Consider the following 25,945-nt stretch of genomic DNA (forward strand, 5'->3'; position numbering starts at 1 on the left):
TTTAGTTGCCGCGCTCTAAAAATTGGCGCTTTTGAGAATCTGAAATTTCAGACTCTTATTCCTTACGTTGCTGTAAGCGCCGCAGAGAACGTTCTCGACGACTCTGTTCGCGGCTGCGATCCAGCAATATTTCTTCGATAAATGCCAGGTGACGGTGCGACGCTTCGCGCGCCTGCTCCGGCTGGCGAGCCATAATCGCCGCAAAAATGCTGGCGCGATGGCTGCTCACTTGCGCCAGCATTTCACGGCGCGCATAGAGCAATTCAAAATTCTGACGAACGTTTTGTTCGAGCATCGGTGACATACAGCGCAACAAGTGTAGTAGCACAACGTTGTGGGCGGCTTCCGTCACGGCGATTTGATACTGCATAACCGCATCGGATTCTGCATCCAGATCGCCGGACTCTTGCGCTTTTTGAATGGCTAAATGGCAGTCGCCAATACGTTTGAGGTCTTCGTCTGTACCACGCAATGCAGCGTAATAGGCAGCGATACCTTCAAGGGCGTGGCGGGTTTCAAGCAGATCAAACTGGGATTCAGGATGGTCAGACAGCAGTTCGACCAGCGGATCGCTTAAACTTTGCCAAAGACTGTTCTGGACAAAAGTACCGCCGCCCTGACGACGAAGCAGGAGTCCTTTCGCTTCGAGACGCTGAATGGCCTCGCGTAGTGAAGGACGAGATACGTCGAATTGTTTTGCCAATTCGCGCTCTGGTGGGAGTTTTTCGCCGGGACGCAAGGTTCCCTCGAGGATGAGAAACTCCAACTGCTGCTCAATCACATCGGATAGTTTTGGTTGGCGGATTTTGCTGTAGGCCATTTTTTCCCTGTCTCTGCCATTAACCCTATACCCGTCATACTTCAAGTTGTTGGTGCCTTAGCTGCTCTCGTTCACCCGAATCACTTACTTAGGTAAGCTCACCGGGACTCTCTCGTTTGCCGCCGTCCCACAACTCGAATTATTTGGGGTATATCCCCTTCAGACTTCAAATCATCTGGGGCTAGTCAATTGGTATGACCAATTTCACATTCTTGACGCTAAAGTAACAAAGTATTCACCTTCTGTCCATATTGGTTTTGATTGAAATCATTAAACCAGGCACATTTTAACAACATTACAGAAATGACGTTTCAAAGCTGTAACCTTGCACAAATGTCACATTTACTCACACACAGACGTATTTAACGTTTACGAAACAGCAAAAAGTGCCTTTTCTTGCAATTTGAACCGATTCATCACTTTAAAATATGAATATTAATTCAACGAATTCGCTTAACGTGGAGAAATAACAGGCGGAATAAATAATTCGGGCGGGAGAACAACTGGTTTTTTTTATTCAACTATTCACGGCAGTAATAGAAAGCAGGTGCAAACACTGGCACTTACCACTATTCTTTGCGCTGCGGTAGTCCAATGCGCAAAATACTGGAATTCAAAACCGTAAAATAAAGACTACACATTACGGAATTACAAACTTACAGAGGCGCGGCCAGCGCCCTGAAAATGACCACACGAGGTTAAATGATGGAACAAGGCGACACGCTGAAACGCGGCCTTAAAAACCGCCATATCCAGCTCATCGCGCTAGGTGGAGCTATTGGGACAGGCCTGTTTCTGGGCAGTGCGTCTGTCATCCAATCCGCCGGGCCGGGGATTATTCTTGGTTATGCGATTGCAGGCTTTATTGCCTTCTTGATCATGCGCCAGTTAGGTGAAATGGTCGTTGAGGAGCCGGTAGCTGGCTCATTTAGCCATTTTGCTTACAAATACTGGGGCGGATTCGCAGGTTTTGCTTCTGGCTGGAACTACTGGGTACTGTATGTACTCGTTGCCATGGCAGAACTTACTGCAGTTGGTAAATACATTCAGTTCTGGTACCCGGAGATCCCAACCTGGGCATCTGCCGCGGTCTTCTTCGTCGTCATCAATGCCGTCAACCTCACTAATGTAAAAGTATTTGGTGAGATGGAGTTTTGGTTCGCGATTATCAAAGTCATCGCGGTTGTCGCTATGATCGTATTTGGCGCATGGTTGCTGTTTAGTGACCACGCAGGCCCACAGGCGACAGTGCGCAACTTATGGGAACAAGGTGGATTCCTGCCACACGGTTGGACCGGACTTGTGATGATGATGGCGATTATCATGTTCTCGTTCGGCGGTCTGGAGCTGGTTGGGATTACTGCTGCGGAAGCAGATAACCCGCAGGTTAGCATTCCGAAAGCAACCAACCAGGTTATCTACCGTATTCTGATTTTCTATGTGGGTTCCCTGGCAGTGCTGTTGTCTCTGATGCCATGGACTCGCGTTACCGCAGACACCAGCCCGTTTGTCCTTATCTTCCATGAACTGGGCGATACCTTTGTTGCAAACGCACTTAACGTTGTTGTTCTGACCGCCGCACTGTCTGTTTATAACAGCTGTGTTTACTGCAATAGCCGTATGCTGTTTGGCCTGGCTCAACAAGGCAACGCACCGAAAGCACTGCAGAAAGTTGATAAACGTGGCGTTCCAGTGAATACCATTTTGGTATCTGCTCTGTTCACCGCTCTGTGTGTACTGATCAACTACCTGGCACCAGCGGAAGCCTTTGGCCTGCTGATGGCTCTGGTGGTGTCTGCACTGGTCATCAACTGGGCGATGATTAGCCTGGCGCATATGAAGTTCCGCCGTGCTAAACAACAACAGGGCGTGAAAACGCGTTTCCCAGCCCTGTTCTATCCATTGGGTAACTACGTCTGCCTGCTGTTTATGGCGGCAGTATTGGTGATTATGGCGATAACTCCAGGCATGGCTATCTCCGTATGGCTGATTCCAGTATGGGTAGTCGTTCTCGGTATCGGTTACTTCATCAAACAGAAGAACTTGAAGAGCGTTAAAGCTTAAGCGATTCTTCTTTAAATAAGCGCCCCGGCGAGCTTTGGCTCACCGGGGCGCTTTGTTATCTGCTTCACATATTCTTAACAATGACAGTATTGTCCATCTCTGTGGCGGATTACAGACACGCAAATTTCCTCCAATAGCTCAATACTCTTGTCCATATTCTGGTCAGGAGCATTTTCTATGGAAAGCAGCACATTATCTGTGAAAGAAAAGATTGGCTACGGAATGGGGGACGCCGGATGTAACATTATCTTTGGTGCCATTATGTTGTTTGTTAATTATTTTTATACGGATATTTTTGGCCTCGCCCCGGCATTAGTGGGTGTTATGCTGCTTTCAATCAGGGTGATTGATGCAGTAACGGACCCAATAATGGGTGCCATCGCTGACAGAACACAGAGTCGCTGGGGACGTTTTCGTCCATGGATTTTATGGATGGCAGCGCCATTTGCCTTCTTCAGTTACCTGATGTTCACCACGCCTGATTGGGCTTATAGCAGCAAAGTTATCTATGCCTTTGTTACCTATTTCCTGCTCTCTTTAACCTATACCGCAATTAATATTCCTTACTGCTCACTTGGCAGTGTGATTACCAACGATCCGAAAGAACGCGTGGCCTGCCAGGCTTATCGCTTTGTTATGGTTGGTATTGCAACGCTCATTCTTTCGCTTTCTCTGCTGCCGATGGTTGACTGGTTTGGTGGCGGCGACAAAGCCAAAGGTTATCAAATGGCGATGGGCGTTCTTGCGGTACTGGGCATGTGTATGTTCCTGTTCTGCTTCACGACCGTCAGAGAGCGTGTTCGTCCGGCAGTGCCTAGCAATGACGATCTCAAAGCTGACCTGAAAGATGTCTGGAAAAACGACCAGTGGGTGCGCATTCTTCTGCTGACACTGTGCAACGTCTGCCCGGGTTTCATCCGTATGGCGGCAACCATGTACTACGTCACTTGGGTGATGGGCCAAAGCACCAGCTTCGCGACATTATTCATTAGCCTCGGCGTAGTCGGCATGATGGGTGGCAGCATGTTAGCTAAAGTGCTGACTGACCGTATCTGTAAACTCAAAGTGTTCTTCTGGACCAACATCGTGCTGGCCATTTTCTCCAGTGGTTTCTACTTCCTCGACCCGCACGCCACGACACTGATTGTTGTGATGTATTTCCTGCTGAACATTCTTCATCAGATCCCTTCCCCACTGCACTGGTCACTGATGGCCGACGTAGACGACTACGGCGAGTGGAAAACAGGCAAACGCATCACCGGCATCAGCTTCTCCGGTAACTTGTTCTTCCTGAAGCTGGGGCTGGCGATTGCAGGCGCAATGGTTGGCTTCCTGCTTTCCTGGTACGGCTATGATGCCGGTGCCAAGCAGCAAAGCCCTGAGTCAATTAACGGTATTGTGATGCTGTTTACCATCATCCCAGGCGTTGGCTACCTGATTACCGCAGGCGTTGTGCGCTTGTTGAAAGTTGACCGTGAATTAATGCAGCGCATTCAGGCAGACCTTGAAAAGCGCCGCATCAACTATCGCGAACTGAATGAATATCACGACAGCAAACCTGTTGAAGCCAAACTGTAAGGAAAGCCCTATGAATCAGGAGCAATGGCCTAATCCATTTATTGAGCAGCGCGCCGATCCGTTTATTTTGCTGCATGAAGATTACTACTACTTTATTGCGTCAGTACCAGAGTACGACAGGCTGGAGATCCGCTGCGTACGCACAATAAGCGAGCTGCCAGATGCACAACCTACCGTGGTATGGCGCAAACCCAATCGTGGCCCAATGAGCGAACTTATCTGGGCACCAGAGCTGCATCATATCGACGGTAAGTGGTACATCTATTTCGCCGCCACCCACACGCAGGAACTGGATCAGTTAAATATGTTCCAGCACCGCATGTTTGCGCTGGAATGTGCGGATGCAGACCCGCTCACCGGGAGATGGGTTGAAAAAGGCCAGGTAAAAACGCAGTTCGACAGCTTCTGTCTTGATGCCACAACCTTTAAACATCAGGGCAAGCAATGGTATTTATGGGCGCAGAAAGATCCTGATATTGCAGGTAACTCCAATATTTATCTTGCCGAGCTGGAAACACCCTGGGCCATCAAAGGCACGCCGTTGATGTTAAGCAAGCCGGAGCTGGACTGGGAATGCAGAGGTTTTCTGGTTAACGAAGGTCCAGCGGTTGTGGTTCATGGCGATAAGCTGTTTGTCAGCTATTCCGCCAGCGCCACCGATGAAAACTACTGCATCGGCTTGTTGTGGATCGACCTGAATGCCGACCCAACTAACCCTGCTAATTGGCATAAATCGCCACAGCCAGTGTTTGCCACCAGCTACGAGAACAAGCAGTTTGGGCCGGGCCACAACAGTTTTACCAAAACTAAAGACGGGAAAGATGTGCTGGTGTATCACGCGCGAAACTACACGGAAATTGAGGGCGATCCTCTGTATGACCCGAATCGCCACACACGCCTGAAAACACTCGAATGGGATAAAAACGGTATGCCGGTGTTCGGCATACCGCCTGCAGATAATCGTTAGAATTCCCAATGCCCTTCACTTTGAAGGGCATTTTTTTGTTTAAACAATTCTATTGTAGGTCGGATTAGCTTAGCGATATCAGTAATTAAGCCAATGAAAAAAATGTTGAGTGGTGCTAATCCTTATCCACCTTACAAAAACTCTTCAGTGGCCTTTATGCGCAATCTGGTGTTTTTTGGTTTTAAAAAGGTGATAGCTGTCAGACCAATTTATTCTTGTTATGTGACAACTTTCTCAATCGGCAAAAAACATAACTCCTGGAGCAAATATCACAATAGCGTAATAAACCATCAGTCCATAGAGTGAGTAAATAACACACTCAATGCCTGGAGAAATAAAATGAGTACAGCAAGGAAACTCTCCGTTGCGGAAAAAATTGGCTTCGGTATGGGCGATGCCGCATGCGGAATAGTTTATTCCTCAGTCACCATGTTTTTAACGTATTTCTATACTGATATTTACGGACTATCCGCTGCCGCAGTGGGAATAATGTTTCTGGTTACCCGCGTTCTTGATGCAATTACCGACCCACTTACCGGATTGGTTGCCGATAGGGTACACACGCGCTGGGGGCATTTCCGACCATGGTTAATTTGGTTTGCAATTCCTTATGCGGTGCTGGCGGTATTAACCTTCAGTACACCGGATTTTGGTGAATCAGGAAAGCTGCTTTACGCTTATATTACCTATACATTATTAATGCTTTGCTACACATTTATTAACATTCCGTATTGCGCACTGGGTGGCGTGATTACCACCGATGAAAAAGATCGTTTATCTGCCCAATCTTATCGCTTCACTATTTCGTCACTCGCCGGATTAGTTGTTTCTGTCGCAACATTATTTTTAGTTGACTGGCTGGGTAAAGAAAATAAACAATTCGGCTTTCAGGCAACCATGGCGATTATGGGAACACTCGCCGTCATCATGCTATTTTTCTGCTTCTTTAGCACCTCTGAACGTGTTCGCCCAAAAGTCGAAACTAACAGTAGTATGATGGATGACCTGCGAATTTTACTGGCGAATGACCAGTGGCGTATCGTGGCAGTGATCACCTTTTTCTCAAGTATGGCAGGCGTAATGCGCAGTGCAGCAACATTGTACTACGCTACTTACTTGATGCTCGGCGGCATCGAAAGTGCTGCTGGAACCGCGATGAAATCCGCATTTGTTTCCACAAGTGTGGTTGGCACCATTATCGGCAGCATCGCCGCAGGCTATTTGGCACAACGCTATCGTGCTGTATCATTATTTAAAAATATTAACTTATTGCTGGTTGTTATCGGTGTGGTGATGTTCTTTGTTCCACCAACCTGGCTTGCTGTTGTATTCCCACTTTATTTCCTCGTCGGCTTCTTCCACCAAATGTATCAACCTTTCAAATGGAATATGATGGCTAACGCGGCAGATTACGGCGAATGGAAATTTGGTCGCCGAATTACAGGGCTATCGTTCTCCGGAAACCTATTTGCATTAAAAATGGGCATGGCCGTTGCTGGGGCATTTGTCGGTTTCTCACTTGGATGGTTCGGTTATCAGGCGGGTAATCCAACGCAAACAACGCTTGCTACCAATGGCATTATTGGTTTATTAACCATCGGCCCGTCTATTTCCTATCTGGTACTCTACTGGTTAAGCCGTTTCTATATTCTTGATGACAAAATGATGAACCAAATTCAGCGCGATCTCGCTCATCGTGAACAAGTTGAAGAAATTAACACCCCAGCAGTTACACCAGCTTTAATTTCCAAAGGTGCTAATAATCATGGTTAATATCACAAATCGCCCTGGATATTACAAAAACCCAATTATCCATGCAGATTATTCAGATCCAGATATTGTGCGCAAAGGCGATGATTTTTATATGGTTTCATCGAGCTTTAACCATTTTCCCGCGCTGCCCATTCTGCATTCGAAAGACTTAGTAAACTGGAAAATCATCAACCACGTATTCTCTCACTTTGATAACAATACTTACGACACCATGCAGCCGGGAAAAGGTGTCTGGGCACCGTCGGTTCGCTATCACGATGGAAAGTTCTGGGTATTTTTCAGCACGCCAGATGAAGGCATTTTCATGTCGTTTACGGAAGATCCTTATGGAGAATGGAGCGCGCCACACTGCGTGAAAGCCGCAAAAGGCTGGATTGACCCCTGCCCGCTTTGGGATGAAGACGGGCGAGCCTGGCTGGTTCATGCTTTTGCCCACAGTCGTAGCGGCAGAAAACATCAGTTGCAGTTACTTGAGATGTCGCCGGATGGCCGTTCGATCCTGAACGAAGGGCGAGTTATTTACGACGGAGCGCTGGATCAGCCGACGATCGAAGGGCCAAAGTTCTACAAATGCAACGGCTGGTATTACATCTTCGCGCCTGCTGGAGGGGTTGAAACCGGCTGGCAATCAGTATTGCGCGCCAAAAATCTGCAAGGCCCATGGGAAGCCAGAGTGGTTTTACAACAAGGAGAAACTCAGATTAACGGCCCGCATCAGGGCGGTTTTGTTGAACTCGATAACGGCGAATGTTTGTTTGTGCATTTCCAGGATGCCGACCTTTATGGACGTATTGTGCATCTACAACCCATGCGCTGGCTGGAAAATGGTTGGCCGATCATTGGCGAAAACCAAACGGCTGAAGGAATTGGACAGCCCGTAACTGAACATCGCCTCCCTTCAATCGCAAAAGATCCGCAGGGTAATGAAACGCCGCAAACCAGCGATAGCTTTGCCGAAGGCCGCCCAGGTTTACAGTGGCAATGGCAGGCTCATCCCCAGCAAAAATGGCTACAATCCGCCACAAATACGCTGGCACTAACCTGCCAGATAATGCCGGAATACCAGGGCGAGCAGGCGTTGTACGCTCAACCAAATCTGCTATTGCAAAAATTTCCTGCACGTGAGTTCAGCGCAACCACCAGACTAGAGGCGGCGTTCGTTCAACCGGGCGAACTCAGTGGCCTGATAATTTACGGCGAACGCTACGCAGCGCTGGCGCTTGAGCAGTATGAAGGAAAGCGCAAAATTACGTTTATATCCGCCTGGATGAGCGATACCGGGGTACTTCATCAGCAACAACGAGATATTGCCGACTGGCCGCAAAACACGCCACTTTGGCTAAAGGTGGATGTAAAACCTGGCGGAATTTGTCATTTCAGTTTTAGCGAAAATGGCACTGACTGGCAAAGCGTCACGCCTTGTTTTGCTGCAGGAAAAGGTAAATGGGTTGGCGCAAAAGTGGGGATTTTCGCCGCCTCACACCAGGCAGTAGCACAACCAGGAGTGGGTTTTTATTCACACTTTACTATCGAGGTTTAAGATTGAGAAACCCGGTGGCGCAACGCTTGCCGGGAATCCCTTTAAATAAAGAACCTTCAATAGAGAGCATTAAACCAGAGTGCCGTAAATAGTCAGCAACGCCACCACCACCAAAATCACCAACGACGTTTTCTTCGCCATCGAAACCGCCGCCTTCGGCGTTTTGATTTTATCGAGATGCGGCTCTCGGGCTAGCGAATACTGAGCCAGCCTGGTCAATACCTGATATTGCGAAGTATGGCGATCGGCTAACGATGCAAACCACGCAGGAAGCGCCCTTTCTCCATGTCCCAGTAGTGCATATGCCACACCAAACAGACGCACTGGCACCCAGTCCAGCACATGTAAAATGGTATCAATACCGGAATGCAAACGCTCTTGCGGAGAATGATGGCGCGCAAGCCACGTCTGCCACGCGCGCAAGAATGCATAACCCGCAAGCGTTACCGGCCCCCACACACCGCCGACGATAAACCAGAAAAGTGGTGCGAGATAAAAACGAAAGTTAATCCACAGCAGCGCATTTTGCAGCTCTTTCAGATACTCACGCTCATCACAATCAGGTGGAACACCGTGAATCAGCGTCAGTTCACTCGCCATCGCATCGCGCGCGTGACTATCGCCATGGCTCACAGCCTGCAAATACGCATGGTAATGCAGTCGAACCTGGCCTGCGCCAATACACAACACGCCGAGTGCAATCCAGAAAACGAGCAGTGGCACGTTGAAGAACAAACCTTGTAACGCGCGAATACAGAGGAAAACCACCAACATACATAGGGCAGTCATCAGAATAGTACGTAATAACGAAAAGTTTTTTACTCGCCGGAAAAGCGCTTCAAGGCGGTGATCTAGCTGCCAGTGTTCGCCCAGCTTAAATAACCGTTCCCAAATCATCACCAGCAGTAATGTAAACAGCGTCATTCCATCTCCTTATTCGGCGTTACCTATACCGAGTGGCGAAAACGCGACCAGTCGAATGCAGGACCAGGGTCGGTTTTACGCTCCGGTGCAATATCGCAATGTCCCGTCATATGGTCAGCAATTGCCGGATAAACCTTCACCAGTAGATCTGTAACCGCGGCAAGCTGTTGATATTGCTCATCAGTATAGGGCAGCGTATCTGTCCCCTCCAACTCAATACCAATCGAAAAATCGTTACAGCGTTCACGGCCCTGATACAAAGAAACCCCTGCATGCCAGGCGCGTTTATCAAAAGCAACATATTGAACGATTTCGCCATCACGACGAATAAGACAATGTGCTGAAACTCGTAAATGTGCGATACCCGCGAAGTACGGATGAGCTTGCGAATCAAGTGTTCCGGTAAACAACGCATCAATCCATGGCCCACCAAATTCGCCTGGCGGTAAACTGATGTTGTGCACCACCAATAAGGAAGGTGTTTCATCCTCTGGTCGGCAATCGAAATGTGGGGATGGGACATGTTTAACACCCACCAGCCAGCCGTCTTTTAGCTGCATCCACGGTCTCCTTAGAGTGGTACTTGAGGTCGCATCAATGTAGCATGTTTCGACATTAACTAAGCCATTTCGGAGTTTTATCATGCCTCCTCGCCGTTATAACCCAGACCGCCGACGTGACGAGCTTCTCGACCGTATTAACCTTGATATTCCAGCAGCTGTTTCTCAGGCTTTGCGTGAAGATCTTGGTGGTGACGTCAACCCCAATAACGATATCACTGCGCAGCTCCTGGATGCAGATCACCGTTCACATGCCGTAATCATCACCCGTGAAGATGGCGTGTTCTGTGGTAAACGTTGGGTCGAAGAGGTTTTCATCCAGCTTGGCGGGGATGTCAAAGTGACCTGGCATGTTGAAGATGGCGATCTCGTTGCCGCTGACCAGCCACTTTTCGAATTAACTGGATTATCACGCGTGCTATTAACTGGCGAGCGCACCGCGCTTAACTTTGTGCAAACTCTGTCTGGTGTGGCAAGCGAAGTGCGCACCTATGTTGATTTGCTTGCAGGCACAAACACGCAATTGCTCGATACCCGTAAAACTCTGCCGGGCCTTCGTACCGCGTTGAAATACGCAGTACTGTGTGGCGGTGGTAGCAACCACCGTTTAGGTCTGTCCGACGCATTTTTGATTAAAGAGAACCACATCATCTCCTCAGGTTCCATTCGCCAGGCGATAGAAAAAGCCTTCTGGTTCCATCCAGATGTGCCTGTTGAGGTTGAAGTCGAATCTCTTGATGAACTGGAACAGGCACTGCATGCCGGGGCTGACATTATCATGCTCGATAACTTCAACGTTGAAGACATGCGTAAAGCTGTCGCTATCACCAGTGGTAAAGCACGTCTGGAAGTTTCAGGAAACGTAACTAAAGAAACTATCCGTGAATTTGCTGAAACGGGTGTCGACTTTATCTCTGTTGGCGCACTGACTAAACATGTCCGCGCGCTCGATCTCTCCATGCGTTTCCGCTAATTTCTGCCAGGCAGATGAGCAAAACTCATCTGCTTATATCTTCCCGTTACGTTACCGCTCGCATTTTTATTGCCGTCTTTGCAAATAACAAAAATATCCTGGAATAGAGCTTCCTGATATTTACACTCGCACTCGCCTGAAGAATTTAAACGACGCAAAGTGCCGCTATCTCAACCAGGAGCGGCATATGAACAAACAACAAGGATTCACACTTATTGAGCTGATGGTAGTCATCGGTATTATTGCGATTCTTAGCGCCATCGGTATTCCCACCTATCAAAACTACCTGCGTAAAGCGGCTCTGACTGACGTGTTGCAAACCTTCCTGCCCTATCGTACCGCCATTGAACTTTGCGCGATTGAAAGGGGTGGGATTAGCCAATGTGACGCGGGGAGCAACAGTATTCCTACACCTAAAACCACCCGCTACATAAGCAGCATGAGCATCGAACAAGGTGCTGTTACGCTTGCGGGGCAAGAAAGTCTCAACGGACTAACCATTTCCCTGTCTCCACGCTGGAGTGATGTAGAAGGAATTGAAGGCTGGTCACGAACCTGTAGCGCTGGCAGTAATAATTCTCTTCAACAAACCTGCGAAGAAGTCTTCCGTTTTGATAATACACAAGCGGGAAATTAAACCATGGCAAATCAGCAGATTCTCGCACTGTGTAACCAATATCAGGCGATATTGCTTTCTGAAGCTCCATTGCTGCATATCGCTATTGCGCCAAACCCACCCGTACAGTTTTTTGAAGCATTGCGTTTTATCTGTGATAAGCCTGCCAATGTTGAATACTGGCCAGTTGAACAGCTGGAAAAAGCAAGGCACTCGCGGCCGTCTGTTAGCGCGGAGGAACCTCTTGAGAATACAGCTCCAGTGGTTCAACTGTTGCAAGATACGCTCCACAAAGCCCTGCAACTCAGGGCATCAGACATTCACTTCGAACCGTTAGAGCAAGGGTATCAAATTCGTTTTCGCGTTGATGGCGTGTTGCAACTTCAACCACTGCTGCCATCACATCTGGCTGCACCACTAACCGCGCGACTTAAGGTATTGGGAAATCTGGATATAGCAGAACGCCGCCTTCCCCAAGATGGGCAAATGGAGATCGAAATCGAACAACGCAAATGTTCATTTCGCATAGCGACACTGCCGGTATATCACGGTGAAAAAGTTGTGTTACGTTTGATGGCTCAAACAGAGCAGACCTTTGAGCTATCGGAGTTAGGCATGTCACCAGAGGATAGCTCTCGCTTTCAAAGCGCTTTAGCCAATCCCCAGGGCATGATTCTTGTCACCGGCCCCACAGGGAGTGGGAAAACAATCACGCTTTACAGTGCATTAAAGATACTCAACCAAGTCTCAACCAATCTATGTAGTGTTGAAGACCCGATAGAAATCCCTATGCAAGGTCTTAATCAAACGCAAATTAACACTAAAGCGGGGCTTAATTTTCAAAGTGTTTTACGCGCCTTACTACGTCAGGATCCGGATATCATCATGGTGGGTGAAATTCGTGATGGCGATACGGCAGAAATAGCCATTAAAGCAGCGCAAACAGGGCATCTGGTACTTTCAACATTGCATACTAATTCCACGACTGAGACTGTCGTTCGCCTCGAACAAATGGGAGTCGAGCGATGGATGTTAGCATCTGCACTGAATATGGTCGTTGCACAGCGCCTGGTACGTAAACTCTGCCCACACTGTAAAGAACAACTCCCTGAAGACATCATCCTACCCACATCGCTTTGGGCCACAGCTTTGCCTCGTTGGCAAGCAACTGGCTGCGAGCGCTGTTATGGAGGGTTCTACGGGCGAAGTGCATTATTTGAAATTTTGCTTATCGATACAGCACTTCAATCAGCAATTATTGCCGGCATGCCAGCCCATGAAATCGAAACTCTGGCAAGGGAACAAGGCATGATGACGCTATTTGAAAGTGGCTGCCAGGCTGTTGAACAAGGGCTAACCACTCTTGAAGAGCTATATCGGGTGCTTGGTGTTCCTCATGGCTAAATTTGTACTCTGGCACTGGAAAGCAGTCGATCAACACGGGCAAATTCAACAAGGGGATGTGCTTGCAGATGACGCGGAATCTGTCAGTGAAAAGTTATTCACTTGGGACCTCCAGCTTTTACAGTTGCGGAAAATATCGCACACCCGCCGAGGCTGCTGGCATATTCAGCAAAAAATACAGATATTCCGCCAGCTGGCGACGTTGCTTCAGGCGGGAATATCTTTGTCTGACGGGCTATTACTTATCGCGCAGCAACACCCTTTTGGTGAATGGCGGGCATTACTAAAGGATATCGGGCATCGCGTTTCTAATGGCATCTCTTTCTCTGCCGCCTTACAGCAATGGCCAGGGATTTTCCCACCGTTGTTCATCGCTCTGATTCATATTGGTGAGCTAACCGGGAAGCTAGACGAGTGCTGCCAGAAGCTAGCTGATCAACAAGAAAAACTGTACCAGCTACGTAAAAAGGTCATGAAAGCCCTGCGTTATCCACTATTTATCGTAGCGGTAGCACTACTGGTGACAATCGGGATGATGAGTTTTGTACTGCCCGAATTTGCCAATATTTATCGTTCATTTAATGCCCCATTACCCGCTATTACAGTGGCGGTAATGGCAGTATCAAACTGGGTAACAACACAGGGAGCATGGTGGCTGTTAGTCACTCTTATACTCACGGCCTTTGGCTATATTTTGCGAACAAAGAAACCTCATTGGCAAGAGTACGAACAACGTCTGATGCTGCAAATCCCATTGCTCGCTCCGCTATGGCGTGGGCAAATCCTTAGCCAAATCTACACCACACTATCCCTTTCCCAGCAGGCAGGAATTCCCTTGCTACAAGGGCTTAAAGCTGTAGAAACCACTTTGCCGCAACTACTGTGGAAGCAGGTTATTCTGCAAATAAACTACCAGGTGACTCAAGGAATACCACTATGGCAAACACTCTCACAAAGCGAGCGCTTCACGCCATTGTGTTGCCAATTGATAAGAATAGGAGAAGAGTCAGGCGCCCTGGATTTAATGCTCGAGAAGCTGGCGAGTTGGCATCATAACCATACCGAGGAACTGGCAGACAATCTTGCCGCCGCTCTGGAGCCAGTAATGATGTTAGTTGTGGGGATTATCATTGGGACGCTGGTCATCGCGATGTATCTGCCTATTTTTCAGTTAGGCGATGCAATGAGCGCGGGATGACGGCGTAGCGAAAATGCCACGCCGTATGTCGCTGATAGCTTAGAGGCTATTGAAAACGCGGTTTTCCTGCTCATTCACACGAATGAACGTAGTACGCTTGGTCAACTCTTTCAGGCGAGAAGCACCAACGTAAGTACATGCAGAACGCAGGCCGCCCATAATATCGCGGGCAGTATTTTCAACAGGGCCACGCAATGGCAGCTTAACGGTTTTGCCTTCTGCTGCACGGTACTGTGCAACACCACCAACATGGCGGGTCATTGCAGATTCGGAGCTCATGCCATAGAACAGCATGAATTTCTCGCCGTTTTCTTCAACGATTGTGCCGCCACTTTCGTCATGACCAGCCAGCATACCGCCCAGCATCACGAAATCTGCGCCGCCGCCAAATGCTTTAGCAACATCGCCCGGCATAGTACAACCGCCATCACTAACAATCTGGCCACCGAGGCCATGAGCAGCATCAGCACATTCAATAACAGCAGAAAGTTGCGGGTAACCGACACCTGTTTTCACTCGAGTAGTACACACAGAACCTGGACCGATACCAACTTTAACGATGTCCGCACCCGAAAGGATAAGCTCTTCGCACATTTCACCAGTAACAACGTTACCTGCACAGATAACTTTGTCCGGCCACGCTTCACGCGCTTTAGAAACGAACTGAGTGAAGTGTTCGGAATAGCCATTAGCTACATCGATACAGATAAATTTCAGCGCTGGGTTCAAAGAAAGAATCTGTTTGGTCTTCTGGAAATCAGCGTCTGATGTGCCGGTTGAAACCATCACGAACTTCAGGATGTCGTCTGAAGCAGACTTAACGAAGTTGCTCCACTCTTCAACAGAGTAGTGCTTATGCACGGCGGTGAGGATATCAAACGAGGCCAATGCCTGGGCCATGCCGAATGTACCAACGGTGTCCATGTTAGCAGCAATGATCGGAACACCTGACCATGCAATACCGGAGTGTTTGAAAGTGAACTGGCGCTCGAGCTCTACATCAGAGCGGCTTTTCAGTGTGGAACGTTTCGGGCGGATAAGAACGTCTTTAAAACCTAACTTCAAATCTTCTTCAATACGCATGTTGCAGATTCCTGGGTCGAATGGCGAAGGACGCGTGAACGCAATCGGCAATACATACCCTGGATAATTCGAGTTGCAGGATTGCGGCCAACGCATCTGCGGCTTGAAGTATGGCGGGTATAACTACCAATTCCAGTGACGCTATCATACGCACTATTAATGCAGCCGCAAGACTGCGAAAACAGTCTTTTTTACGCTACAATCGTTAAAATTTACCTTAGAAATATAAAATCGCTTCAGGGTCCGACTCTTATGGTTTATACGGTTGCATTAACGGGTGGTATTGGCAGTGGTAAGAGTACTATCGCCGATAACTTTTCCCGCTTAGGTATTACCGTTGTTGATGCTGACGTCATTGCGCGTCAGGTCGTAGAGCCCGGTCAGCCCGCTCTTCGCATTATTTCTGACCATTTTGGTGATGAGATCCTCCTTCAGGATGGCACTCTCAACCGTCGAGCTCTTCGCGCAAAGATCTTTTCTTCCGAGGAAGAGAAAAAATGGCTCAATGCTCTGCTACACCCACTTATCCATCAGCGCACCCAAGCCGAAATCAACCAGGCTCTTTCTCCCTACGTTTTGTGGGTTGTTCCTTTATTAATTGAGAATAACCTACAACAAAAGGCAGATCGTGTTCTGGTTGTTGATGTCTCGCCAGAAGTGCAAATCGCACGTACTATTGCGCGCGATAAAGTTAGTCGCGAACATGTGCTGCAAATCCTTGCTGCACAGGCGACACGCGAGGCACGCTTAAGCGCCGCCGATGATGTAATTAATAATGATGGTGGTACTGCACAGGTGGCCGCACATGTTGACCGTCTGCACCGCCAGTATCTGCAACTGGCAGCCCAGGCCGCACAGCAGGAAAATGAATAATGAGCACCCAGATTCTTTTTGAGCACCCACTTAATGAAAAAATGCGTACCTGGTTGCGTATCGAGTTCTTAATCCAACAACTCGAAAGTTCATTACCGGTAGACGAAACAGCCAAAGCACTTCATTTTTTCCGCAATATCGGTGACCTGCTCGATGTCTTTGAGCGTGGTGAGATTCGCACAGATATTCTTAAAGAGCTGGAACGCCAGCAGCGTAAATTATTGAACTGGTCTGAAGTTCCAGGCGTAGATATGCAGCGCATTGATTCACTGCGTAGCCAACTCAAAGAACGTGGTGGTGTTTTAATGGCAGCCCCTCGCTTGGGACAAGCATTACGTGAAGACCGTTTGATTGCCCTCGTTCGCCAGCGCCTGAGTATCCCAGGCGGGTGCTGTAGTTTTGATTTGCCAACATTGCACATCTGGCTATATTCCCCCAGGATCAGCGTGATGCGCAAATTAATAGCTGGCTTGCGACGTTGCAGCCATTAAAACAAGCGCTGGATCTGGTACTCGATATTATTCGTAATTCTGCACCATTACGTAGACAAACCAGCCTCAATGGTTTTTATCAGAATAACGGGGATGACGCCGATTTACTGCGTTTACAGCTGGACCTTTCCTCACAGCTTTATCCGCAGATTTCTGGTCATAAGAGCCGTTTTGCGATCCGTTTCTTACCACTGGATAGCGAAAATGGACTCATCCCTGAACGTCTCGATTTTGAGCTCGCGTGCTGTTAAGGAGCGAATATGACTGAAACAATAAAAGTGAATTGCCCGGGTTGCGGTAAAGTTGTCATCTGGGATGAAACCAGCCCATATCGCCCATTTTGCTGCAAACGCTGCCAGTTGATTGACCTAGGTGAATGGGCCGCCGAGGAAAAACGAATTCCTAGCAGCGGCGATTTATCAGAAAGCGACGACTGGAGTGAAGAAGACCTGCGTTAACCTTGCTGTAGTTTGTTAATAACTAATTTGCTAATTACTGGTTCATTGGCTGGTGGAAAATCTGACGCCACCAGCGCATTTTGCGCAATCCATTGACCCGGCTGCCCTTCTTTACCCCACGGTTCACCTTCCCAACTTTCCACCATGAAAAACCACAGCGTGATATGCCGGTCCGGGAACTCATAAGCCAGTTTATCAAACAGAGTAAAGCCGGTAGCCGTGATACCTGTCTCTTCCTGAAGCTCACGAACTAATGCCTGCTCAGGCGTTTCATCGGCTTCAATCTTCCCACCGGGAAATTCAAGCTTATTGGCCATGTGAGCATCGGCGGCTCTTTGAGTAATAAAAATCTCACCCGCTTGATTGCGGATTATGCCAACGGCGATTTCTAGTTGTTTCATTTTTGTGCAGCTGCTCCATAGAAAAAAGGCGCAGCAAGCTGCGCCTTTATCGACAATTACATTCTTAGCTTAAACGGCCATGGCACTGTTTGAATTTCTTACCTGAACCGCATGGGCACGGATCGTTACGGCCCACTTTGCGCTCACCTGTTTCCGCAGCCAACTCTTCAGCAGCAAGTGTGTCAGCATCCTGATGGCTCAACTGTTGCATCTGCGCCAAACGTTCAGCTTCTTCACGACGCTGCTGCTCCATTGCCTCTACTTCTTCAGGCATACGAACCTGCACTTTGCTGAGCGTACTGATCACTTCATATTTCAGCGCTTCAAGCATTGATGCAAACATCGCAAAGGATTCACGCTTGTATTCTTGCTTAGGATCTTTCTGCGCATAACCACGCAAGTGGATACCCTGGCGCAGGTAATCCATCGCTGCAAGGTGCTCTTTCCACAGTGAATCCAGAGTCTGCAACATGACGCCTTTTTCGAAGTGGCGCATCATTTCAATGCCAACAACCTCTTCTTTACGCTTATACACTTCAATAGCGTTCTGCAAAATACGCTCACGCAGAGTTTCTTCGTGCAGTTCAGGCTCTTTATCCAGCCACTCTTTAATTGGCAGTTCAAGGTCGAAATCGTTTTTCAGGCGTTCTTCCAGGCCTTCAACATCCCACATTTCTTCCAGTGATTGCGGTGGAATGTGTGCGTCGATAGTCACTTTAAAGACGTCTTCGCGGATGCTGTTGATGGTTTCGCTAACGTCGCTCACATCCAGCAATTCGTTACGCTGGCTGTAGATCGCACGACGCTGATCGTTGGCCACATCATCATATTCCAGAAGCTGTTTACGGATATCGAAGTTACGGCTTTCAACTTTACGCTGGGCGTTAGCAATTGCCTTAGTAACCCATGGGTGTTCAATCGCTTCGCCCGGTTTCATACCGAGTTTACGCATCATGCCTGAAACACGATCCGATGCGAAAATACGCATCAGTGAATCTTCCATGGACAGGTAGAAACGAGATGAACCCGCATCGCCCTGACGGCCGGAACGGCCACGCAACTGGTTATCGATACGGCGAGATTCGTGACGCTCGGTACCGATAATGTGCAAGCCACCTGATGCCAGAACTGCGTCATGGCGAATCTGCCAGTCAGCTTTAATCTGCGCGATTTGCTCAGGCGTTGGGTCTTCAAGCTCAGCAACTTCTGCCTGCCAGCTACCACCCAACACGATATCCGTACCACGACCAGCCATGTTGGTTGCGATGGTCACAGAGGCTGGGTAACCGGCCTGAGCAACGATACCTGCTTCGTTGGCGTGGAATTTGGCGTTCAGAACGTTGTGTTTGATACCGGCTTTGGTCAATTCAGCAGAAACCACTTCGGATTTCTCGATTGAAATAGTACCGACAAGAACAGGCTGACCGTTGATCGTGCGCTCTTTAATATCTTCAATGATTGCCATAATCTTGTCTGCTTCGGTCATATAGACCAGATCAGGCATGTCTTTACGGATCATTGGACGGTTAGTCGGCACAACAATGGTATCGAGTTTGTAGATAGAGCTAAATTCGAATGCTTCGGTGTCCGCAGTACCCGTCATACCGGCCAGTTTTTCATACAGGCGGAAGTAGTTCTGGAAGGTGATGGATGCCAGCGTCTGGTTTTCGTTCTGAATGTCGACGCCTTCTTTAGCTTCAACAGCCTGATGCAGGCCATCAGACCAGCGGCGACCTTGCATGGTACGACCGGTGTGTTCATCAACGATGATAACTTCGCCATCTTTAACGATGTAATCAACGTCACGGGCGAACAGCACGTGCGCACGCAATGCAGCAGTCACGTGGTGCATCAGCATAATGTTCGTCGGGGAGTACAGAGACTCACCTTCTTCCATGATGCCTTCGCGTACCAGCAACTCTTCAACCAGCACCAGACCGCGTTCGGTAATGTTTACCTGACGAGATTTTTCGTCCACCGAGAAGTGGCCTTCGCCCTGGAAAGTATCAGAATCTTCTTTTTCCTGACGGATCAGGCTCGGGATGATTTTGTTTACTTTACGGTACATCTCGGAGCTATCTTCAGCAGGGCCGGAGATAATCAGCGGCGTACGTGCTTCATCGATAAGAATTGAGTCAACCTCATCCACCAATGCATAGTGCAGTTTGCGCTGAACGCGTTCTTCAGGGCTGAACGCCATATTGTCGCGCAGGTAGTCAAAGCCGTACTCGTTGTTGGTGCCGTAAGTAATGTCAGCTGCATAAGCTTCGCGCTTTGCAGGTGCTGGCATGTTTGGCAAGTTGATACCAACGCTCAGGCCAAGGTATTCGAACAAAGGACGGTTGTTTTCAGCATCGCGCTGGGCCAGATAGTCGTTCACAGTAACAACGTGAACACCACGGCCGCTTAATGCGTTCAGGTATGCAGGCAGAGTTGCAGTCAGTGTTTTACCTTCACCAGTACGCATCTCTGCGATGCAGCGTTCGTTCAGAACCATACCGCCCAGCAACTGCACGTCGAAGTGGCGCATGCCGAATACACGTTTACTCGCCTCACGAACAACAGCAAAAGCTTCTGGGATCAGATTCTCCAGCACTTCGCCTTTCTCAAGACGCGCACGGAATTCGCCAGTTTTTGCTTTTAATTCATCATCCGAAAGTTTTTCAATTTCCGGTTCCATGCTATTGATAATATTTACAACTTTACGCATACGACGCAGAGTGCGGTCGTTGCGGCTACCGAAAACTTTAGTTAATAATTTGATTAGCATAATTAATTCTCAAACGCCTACCGTCAGGGCAGAGCTAAAATAACGTTATAATTAAAGGAAATGGAGTTAGCTGAGGCGTTGTGGGCCAGCGCGGATACCCTGGACCTGGCTTATCCAAATGGCAGGACTAAAAGTCTCGACAGCTGGCGATTGCCAAAGTGCAGTGTGGCGCACAATAACTGGGGGTTTGCTTTCCTGGGTGAGCAGCGCACTGAGCGTGTCCAGTAAAGCGAGTTTATGTGCCTGAAGTGGCAAACTCTCTTGTGCTGCTGGCTGCGTTTGCGGCGCCATAGCAAAAGAAAGGTGACGAATTACAGTTCGAATTGCATGCTGATGCCAGTAATCGACACTAAATGATGGTCGGCGGGTACTTTCCTGCAATAATGCCAGACTATTGAAGCTGACCTTGTTGAGGTAATCGTGGCTACTGGTGGATGTTTCAGCAGGGGCTGTTGGCTCGGTATTTTGGCTGAGCGCAGGCATACCAAAACTCGCCGCGACCATCCCTAACAAGAGATGCGGCCAGAAATAACGTCTGCCAAACTGTCGCCAACAATTTAGAATACCAATCACTTTATCCGCCGGAGCATTATGTATGCGTGATAGTCGCCCACAATCTTTAGATCATTTGTTCGATGATGCTGGAGCCGAAAGCGTGTTGCAAAACGTGCAACAACGCGCAACTGCACTACTTAGGCTCAACAGGGCTGTGAAAGGGATATTACCCGCTCAACTACATCCCTGGTGCCGGGTAGCAAATTTCCGACAAGGCATTCTCGTACTTGAAACTGCAAATGCTAGCTGGCTGATGCGTTTACGCTATGAACAAGCCACGCTACTGAGTGCATTACGTGCACAAATATTACCATCATTGACATCAATCGACATCAGGATTAATCCATCACTGGCTGCAATTGGGCAAGAATCAGTACAAGAAAACAGCATTCAAACAGTGAAGGGTAAAACTGAAGGGGTCAACAGAGTTCTGAGTCAGCAAAGTGCAGAGGCATTAAGAATGGTGGCTGAACGTAGCCCGGAAAAATTAAAGGCAATAATAGAACGACTGGCGTCATTGGCCGGAGAGAGTACCAATGAAACCAGTCGCAATAAATAATTCTGGTGTTATGCCAGAACCATTTTCGGTGCTTTGAACGCTAGCGGAAGCTCAGCATCGTCTTCGAAGGTTGCCCATTCCCAGGCTTCCTGCTTCGACAGAACCGCTTGAAGCAATTTGTTATTTAGTGCATGACCAGATTTATAGGCGGTAAACGCGCCGATAATGTTATGGCCACACATGAACAAGTCACCAATCGCATCGAGCATTTTGTGACGAACGAATTCATCTTCAAAACGCAAGCCGTCTTCGTTCAGTACGCGATAATCGTCAACAACGATGGCACAATCGAAGCTACCGCCCAGGCACAAACCACGGGACTGCAGATATTCGATATCACGCATGAAACCGAAGGTACGAGCACGACTAATCTGGCGCATAAACGCGTCGGCAGAGAAATTCATGCTGTAGCGTTGGGTGCTGGCATCAATCGCCGGATGGTTAAAGTCGATGGTGAAATCCAAAGAGAAACCATTATACGGCTTGAATTCAGCCCATTTGTCGCCGTCTTCAACACGAACTGTTTCTTTGACGCGTACAAATTTCTTCGCACAGTTTAATTCGTCAATCCCGGCATCAAGCAGCAGGTAGACGAATGGCGCTGCACTACCGTCCATGATTGGGATTTCAGGGGCATTGACTTCAACAATGATGTTATCAATACCTAATCCCGCAAGGGCGGCATTCAAATGCTCAACGGTAGAAATCCGCACATCGTGCTCGTTCACCAGGCAAGTACAGAGCATGGTATCACGCACAGATTTGGCATCTGCCGGAAAATCTACCGGAGGATTCAAGTCAGTGCGACGATAGATGACCCCGGTATTTGCCGGCGCAGGGCGTAACGTCAGCATGACTTTCTTGCCGGTATGTAAACCGACACCAGTCGCCTGAACAATACGTTTAAGAGTCCTTTGTTTGATCATCGTATAATCTCGCCAAATTAACTATCCAACCGAAGTGTATATCACAATCGGTGGGCCAGTTTAGCACAAAGAGCGCAGTTCCCCAAATTCCGGTTTATTCTTAATCAGCTTGCTTGCGCAAAAACGCTGGAATATCCAGATAATCAGGCTCTTTCGTCGTTTGTGGCGTATTGTCATTAACTACCTTGGCAACAGGTTTCTGCTCTTGCTGAAGCGGAGCCATACCGTGTTGTTGGTAGCGATCCATAACTGGCTGTTGAGTCTGCTTGTTGGTCACTAGGGTAATTTCTGGACGTTTGTCCATGCCAATACCGGTTGCAACAACAGTTACACGCAGTTCGTCGTTCATCTCTGGGTCCAGAGAAGTACCGATAACCACAGTCGCGTTATCAGATGCGAACGCACGAATGGTGTTACCCACCGTTTCGAACTCATCCAGACGCAGGTCGAAGCCAGCGGTGATGTTGACCAGAACGCCACGAGCGCCGGACAGATCGATGTCTTCCAACAGTGGGCTGGAAATCGCCATTTCTGCCGCTTCTTCAGCGCGGTCTTCACCACTTGCAACACCAGAGCCCATCATGGCATAACCCATTTCGGACATTACGGTGCGCACGTCAGCAAAGTCGACGTTCATCAGGCCCGGACGAGTAATCAGTTCTGCGATGCCCTGCACTGCGCCTTTGAGCACATCGTTTGCTGCGCCAAAAGCGTCAAGCAAAGAAATACCACGGCCCAGTACTTTCAACAATTTGTCGTTAGGGATAGTGATCAAGGAATCGACGTGCTTAGAGAGCTCAGCAATACCCTGCTCCGCGAATGCCATGCGCTTCTTGCCTTCAAAATTGAATGGCTTAGTCACAACAGCAACGGTCAGAATGCCCAGATCTTTAGCAACCTCTGCAACTACAGGTGCAGCACCTGTACCTGTACCACCGCCCATACCTGCAGCGATAAATACCATGTCTGCGCCTTCAAGGGCCGCACGTAACGCTTCACGGTCTTCTTCCGCAGCGGTACGACCCACTTCAGGGTTCGCTCCAGCACCCAGACCTTTGGTAATACCATTACCAATCTGGATAGTCTGGCCTACAGCAGTTTTACGTAACGCTTGAGCATCAGTATTCACTGCAAAGAATTCAACACCTTCGATGCGTTCGCGCACCATGTGTTCAACGGCATTACCGCCGCCACCACCGACGCCGATGACTTTAATCACCGCGTCGTTGGTCAGTTCCATAGGTTCAAACATAGTTTCTCTCCGTTTTGTGCCTGTCGCCTGAGACCGCTAATTTTGTCTGGTCTCTTATAAAATTTAAAACTCTTTTCTCAGCCAGCTGTTGATTCGCTTAATCCATGAGCCGACAGAGGTTCGTTTTTCCACTTCTGCTTCACCACTGAGATGTGTTTCTTTCCCGTAGTGCAGCAAGCCGACTGCTGTGGAGTAATAAGACTCCTGGGCATAATCAGTCAGGCCTGTAATATTGAGCGGCTGTCCGATACGTACTTGCGTATGGAACACCCGTTGCGCGCAAGCTGCCAGCCCTTCAATTTGCGCGGCGCCACCTGTCAGAACAATCCCAGCGGCCAGGTGGTGCTTCACACCTTGCTGACGAAGTTGTTCTTGTAACTGCAAAATCTCTTCGTTTACCAGGTTCAATAATTCGGTATAACGAGGCTCGATAACTTCAGCGAGCGTCTGGCGTTGCAGGCTACGCGGTGGACGTCCACCGACACTTGGCACTTCAACGTTTTCATCTTTACCCACCATCGAACCTAGCGCGCAGCCATGGCGCACTTTAATGGCTTCTGCGTCACTCGGTGGTGTGCCGAAGGCATAAGCGATATCGCTGGTCACCACGTTCCCTGCATAAGGGATAACTTTGGTGTGGCGCAGTGCGCCGCCAGTGTAGACCGCGATATCCATTGTACCACCACCGACATCGACTACGCAGACCCCTAATTCACGCTCATCTTCGGTCAAAACTGCGTAGCTTGCTGCAAGGCCTGCAAAGATCAGTTGGTCAACTTTCAGACCACAACGTTCAACAGCTTTGACGATGTTTTTAGCCATGTCGTTGTGGCAGGTAATCAAGTGCACTTTAGCCTGCATGCGAACACCTGATAAACCTACAGGATTTTTGATGCCTTCCTGGTAGTCAATTGCATATTCTTGCGGGATTACGTGCAAAACACGATGTTCGTCACGTACGCGTACTGACTTCGCGGTGTGAACAACGTTCTCAACGTCTTCCTGTGTCACTTCTTCTTCTGAAATCGGCACCATGCCAATCTCGTTTTGACAGCTAATATGCTTACCTGACAGCGCAAGGTAGACCGAAGATATCTGGCAGTCCGCCATTAATTCGGCCTGGTCAATCGCGCGCTGAACGCATTTCACGACTGACTCAAGATCGTTTACGCCACCTTTGTCCATACCACGCGATGGGCAACTGCCCACGCCAATAATATTGACCATACCGTCAGGCAGAACTTCCCCTACTAAAGCGGCAACCTTTGCGGTACCGATCTCCAGTCCTACTACCAGTTTTCTGTCCGTCGCCTTGATCATTGTTATTCTGCCTGTGCCTGATTCTGTTGCTGATTAGGATTAGGTTGTTCTGTTACGGGAGCAGGCTGCCAGCCTACTGCCGCGCCTGAGTCATAACGCAAGTCGACATAACTAATCCTTTTGTTGTCGGCTTGCTCTTGCTGCTGCAGAACAGGGTAAAGTTCTACAAAGCGACTCAAGCGTTTCATCGTATCGCCCCGGCCCAAGTTGAGCTTAATGCCATTATTCAACGTCAATTGCCAGGAACGACGAGCGGTCATCGCCGCTTCTTTCAACGTAAATTTATCCTTTGCCAGCACTGCGCCCATGTCGCGGAAGCCTTCCAACACTTCACCTTCACTGCCTTCTGGCCCGGATAACATAGGTAAAGTCTGCTTTGCAGAACGTTCTGCAGGAACACTAAACGAATTTCCTTGCGCATCAATCATATGCTGATCATTCCAGCGCGCGATGGGCACATATTCAACCAGATGAATCTTCAATTCGTCCGGCCACTGCTTTCTTACGCTCGCCTGCTTAATCCATGGTAAGCGTTCAATTTGCTGCTGGATGATATTCACATCCTGGGTCATAAAGGTGCCCGGGGGCCCAAGTGCCAGAATTGACTGACGAATATCATCGTTGCGGGTGTAATGACGTTCACCAGTAACCACCAACTTCGAGAGCGGCAGGCGCTGAGCATCTTCCATCCAGCCGACCACAATCCAGCCGCCGATAAATACCGTAAACAGTACTGCGCTCAGGAAAATTATCCCGGCCAGTCGCCCACCGTTACTGCGACGAGTACTGGTTTCTTCTTCTTCCTGGCGATTACGCGTATTCAGAGCTGCTTGCGACATA

The 25,945-nt window shown here is 48.7% G+C and carries 23 protein-coding genes and 1 pseudogene; 13 read left to right on the forward strand and 11 right to left on the reverse strand.

Translation table 11 applies throughout. From position 1 onward, the window contains the following. Nucleotides 1-55 precede the first annotated feature (55 nt). Nucleotides 56-820, reverse strand: a complete 765-nt coding sequence (pdhR, locus tag AC0IXI_RS19710; RefSeq protein WP_064516235.1) for a pyruvate dehydrogenase complex transcriptional repressor PdhR — start codon at nucleotides 818-820, stop codon at nucleotides 56-58. 702 nt (nucleotides 821-1,522) lie between these two features. Here pdhR and aroP point away from each other — a divergent pair. From aroP to AC0IXI_RS19735, 5 genes are all read left to right on the forward strand, one after another. Continuing rightward, nucleotides 1,523-2,884, forward strand: coding sequence for an aromatic amino acid transporter AroP (gene aroP / locus AC0IXI_RS19715; RefSeq protein WP_134187047.1), 1,362 nt, complete (start codon nucleotides 1,523-1,525; stop codon nucleotides 2,882-2,884). A 177-nt stretch (nucleotides 2,885-3,061) separates the two neighbouring features. Next, nucleotides 3,062-4,462: a glycoside-pentoside-hexuronide (GPH):cation symporter gene (locus AC0IXI_RS19720; protein WP_134187049.1), complete on the forward strand. Its 1,401-nt coding sequence runs from the start codon at nucleotides 3,062-3,064 to the stop codon at nucleotides 4,460-4,462. Between the two features lie 10 nt (nucleotides 4,463-4,472). Further along, complete coding sequence (locus AC0IXI_RS19725) at nucleotides 4,473-5,429, forward strand: glycoside hydrolase family 43 protein (RefSeq protein ID WP_134187051.1); 957 nt, start codon at nucleotides 4,473-4,475, stop codon at nucleotides 5,427-5,429. 339 nt (nucleotides 5,430-5,768) lie between these two features. Further along, complete coding sequence (locus AC0IXI_RS19730) at nucleotides 5,769-7,202, forward strand: glycoside-pentoside-hexuronide (GPH):cation symporter (RefSeq protein ID WP_134187053.1); 1,434 nt, start codon at nucleotides 5,769-5,771, stop codon at nucleotides 7,200-7,202. Then, the gene (locus AC0IXI_RS19735) at nucleotides 7,195-8,742 is read left to right on the forward strand and encodes a glycoside hydrolase family 43 protein (protein ID WP_424221096.1); all 1,548 of its coding nucleotides are present in this window, start codon (nucleotides 7,195-7,197) and stop codon (nucleotides 8,740-8,742) included. The genes AC0IXI_RS19730 and AC0IXI_RS19735 overlap by 8 nt, the downstream gene beginning before the upstream one ends. 69 nt (nucleotides 8,743-8,811) lie before the next feature. Here the strand turns inward: AC0IXI_RS19735 and ampE are convergent, their stop codons facing one another. Next, nucleotides 8,812-9,666, reverse strand: coding sequence for a beta-lactamase regulator AmpE (ampE, locus tag AC0IXI_RS19740; protein ID WP_134187057.1), 855 nt, complete (start codon nucleotides 9,664-9,666; stop codon nucleotides 8,812-8,814). A gap of 23 nt (nucleotides 9,667-9,689) precedes the next feature. Then, nucleotides 9,690-10,226, reverse strand: coding sequence for a 1,6-anhydro-N-acetylmuramyl-L-alanine amidase AmpD (gene ampD, locus AC0IXI_RS19745; protein WP_471682970.1), 537 nt, complete (start codon nucleotides 10,224-10,226; stop codon nucleotides 9,690-9,692). A gap of 82 nt (nucleotides 10,227-10,308) precedes the next feature. Here ampD and nadC point away from each other — a divergent pair, with 82 nt between their 5' ends. The 4 genes from nadC to hofC all read left to right on the forward strand — a co-directional run bounded on the left by nadC (nucleotide 10,309) and on the right by hofC (nucleotide 14,417). Next, on the forward strand, nucleotides 10,309-11,199 hold the full coding sequence (nadC, locus tag AC0IXI_RS19750) for a carboxylating nicotinate-nucleotide diphosphorylase (protein WP_064516222.1): 891 nt from the start codon (nucleotides 10,309-10,311) through the stop codon (nucleotides 11,197-11,199). A 187-nt stretch (nucleotides 11,200-11,386) separates the two neighbouring features. Further along, nucleotides 11,387-11,836: a prepilin peptidase-dependent pilin gene (gene ppdD, locus AC0IXI_RS19755; protein WP_413499465.1), complete on the forward strand. Its 450-nt coding sequence runs from the start codon at nucleotides 11,387-11,389 to the stop codon at nucleotides 11,834-11,836. 3 nt (nucleotides 11,837-11,839) lie between these two features. Beyond that, nucleotides 11,840-13,219 (forward strand): type II secretion system protein GspE, encoded by a 1,380-nt coding sequence (gene gspE, locus AC0IXI_RS19760; RefSeq protein ID WP_134187094.1) that lies wholly within the window; start codon nucleotides 11,840-11,842, stop codon nucleotides 13,217-13,219. Continuing rightward, nucleotides 13,212-14,417 (forward strand): protein transport protein HofC, encoded by a 1,206-nt coding sequence (gene hofC / locus AC0IXI_RS19765; RefSeq protein WP_134187096.1) that lies wholly within the window; start codon nucleotides 13,212-13,214, stop codon nucleotides 14,415-14,417. Before gspE ends, hofC begins: the two co-directional genes overlap by 8 nt. A 39-nt stretch (nucleotides 14,418-14,456) precedes the next feature. Here the strand turns inward: hofC and AC0IXI_RS19770 are convergent, their stop codons facing one another. Further along, nucleotides 14,457-15,500: a GMP reductase gene (locus tag AC0IXI_RS19770; RefSeq protein WP_064516213.1), complete on the reverse strand. Its 1,044-nt coding sequence runs from the start codon at nucleotides 15,498-15,500 to the stop codon at nucleotides 14,457-14,459. A gap of 252 nt (nucleotides 15,501-15,752) precedes the next feature. Between AC0IXI_RS19770 and coaE the strand changes: the two genes are divergently transcribed. The 3 genes and pseudogenes from coaE (at nucleotide 15,753) to yacG (ending at nucleotide 17,322) form a co-directional block, all read left to right on the forward strand. Continuing rightward, nucleotides 15,753-16,373, forward strand: coding sequence for a dephospho-CoA kinase (gene coaE, locus AC0IXI_RS19775; RefSeq protein ID WP_134187098.1), 621 nt, complete (start codon nucleotides 15,753-15,755; stop codon nucleotides 16,371-16,373). Further along, nucleotides 16,373-17,115: pseudogene (gene zapD, locus AC0IXI_RS19780) on the forward strand (cell division protein ZapD). Before coaE ends, zapD begins: the two are co-directional and overlap by 1 nt. Nucleotides 17,116-17,124: 9 nt before the next feature. Continuing rightward, nucleotides 17,125-17,322, forward strand: a complete 198-nt coding sequence (gene yacG, locus AC0IXI_RS19785; RefSeq protein ID WP_034460927.1) for a DNA gyrase inhibitor YacG — start codon at nucleotides 17,125-17,127, stop codon at nucleotides 17,320-17,322. On the opposite strand, the gene mutT is transcribed toward yacG, so the two are convergent. The 3 genes from mutT to secM form a co-directional block, all read right to left on the reverse strand. After that, nucleotides 17,319-17,723 carry an 8-oxo-dGTP diphosphatase MutT gene (gene mutT, locus AC0IXI_RS19790; RefSeq protein ID WP_064516207.1) on the reverse strand — a complete coding sequence of 135 codons (405 nt, stop codon included), beginning with the start codon at nucleotides 17,721-17,723 and terminating at the stop codon, nucleotides 17,319-17,321. The genes yacG and mutT overlap by 4 nt on opposite strands. A gap of 64 nt (nucleotides 17,724-17,787) precedes the next feature. Further along, nucleotides 17,788-20,493 carry a preprotein translocase subunit SecA gene (gene secA / locus AC0IXI_RS19795; RefSeq protein ID WP_064516205.1) on the reverse strand — a complete coding sequence of 902 codons (2,706 nt, stop codon included), beginning with the start codon at nucleotides 20,491-20,493 and terminating at the stop codon, nucleotides 17,788-17,790. Between the two features lie 66 nt (nucleotides 20,494-20,559). Further along, entirely contained in the window at nucleotides 20,560-21,066 is a 507-nt protein-coding gene (secM, locus tag AC0IXI_RS19800; RefSeq protein WP_064516203.1) for a secA translation cis-regulator SecM, read from the reverse strand. Nucleotides 21,067-21,088: 22 nt separating this feature from the next. Between secM and AC0IXI_RS19805 the strand changes: the two genes are divergently transcribed. Next, entirely contained in the window at nucleotides 21,089-21,607 is a 519-nt protein-coding gene (locus tag AC0IXI_RS19805) for a DUF721 domain-containing protein (protein WP_034460935.1), read from the forward strand. 8 nt (nucleotides 21,608-21,615) lie between these two features. On the opposite strand, the gene lpxC is transcribed toward AC0IXI_RS19805, so the two are convergent. The 4 genes from lpxC to ftsQ all read right to left on the reverse strand — a co-directional run bounded on the left by lpxC (nucleotide 21,616) and on the right by ftsQ (nucleotide 25,944). Further along, a complete protein-coding gene (gene lpxC, locus AC0IXI_RS19810; protein WP_471682971.1) occupies nucleotides 21,616-22,533 on the reverse strand; it encodes a UDP-3-O-acyl-N-acetylglucosamine deacetylase in 918 nt (305 codons plus the stop codon). Nucleotides 22,534-22,633: 100 nt separating this feature from the next. Next, nucleotides 22,634-23,785 carry a cell division protein FtsZ gene (ftsZ, locus tag AC0IXI_RS19815; protein WP_134187100.1) on the reverse strand — a complete coding sequence of 384 codons (1,152 nt, stop codon included), beginning with the start codon at nucleotides 23,783-23,785 and terminating at the stop codon, nucleotides 22,634-22,636. 63 nt (nucleotides 23,786-23,848) lie between these two features. Beyond that, the gene (gene ftsA, locus AC0IXI_RS19820) at nucleotides 23,849-25,105 is read right to left on the reverse strand and encodes a cell division protein FtsA (protein ID WP_064516196.1); all 1,257 of its coding nucleotides are present in this window, start codon (nucleotides 25,103-25,105) and stop codon (nucleotides 23,849-23,851) included. Nucleotides 25,106-25,107: 2 nt separating this feature from the next. Further along, entirely contained in the window at nucleotides 25,108-25,944 is an 837-nt protein-coding gene (ftsQ, locus tag AC0IXI_RS19825; protein ID WP_064516194.1) for a cell division protein FtsQ, read from the reverse strand. Nucleotide 25,945: the final 1 nt, after the last annotated feature.

The organism is Buttiauxella sp. AC038, assembly GCF_979253565.1.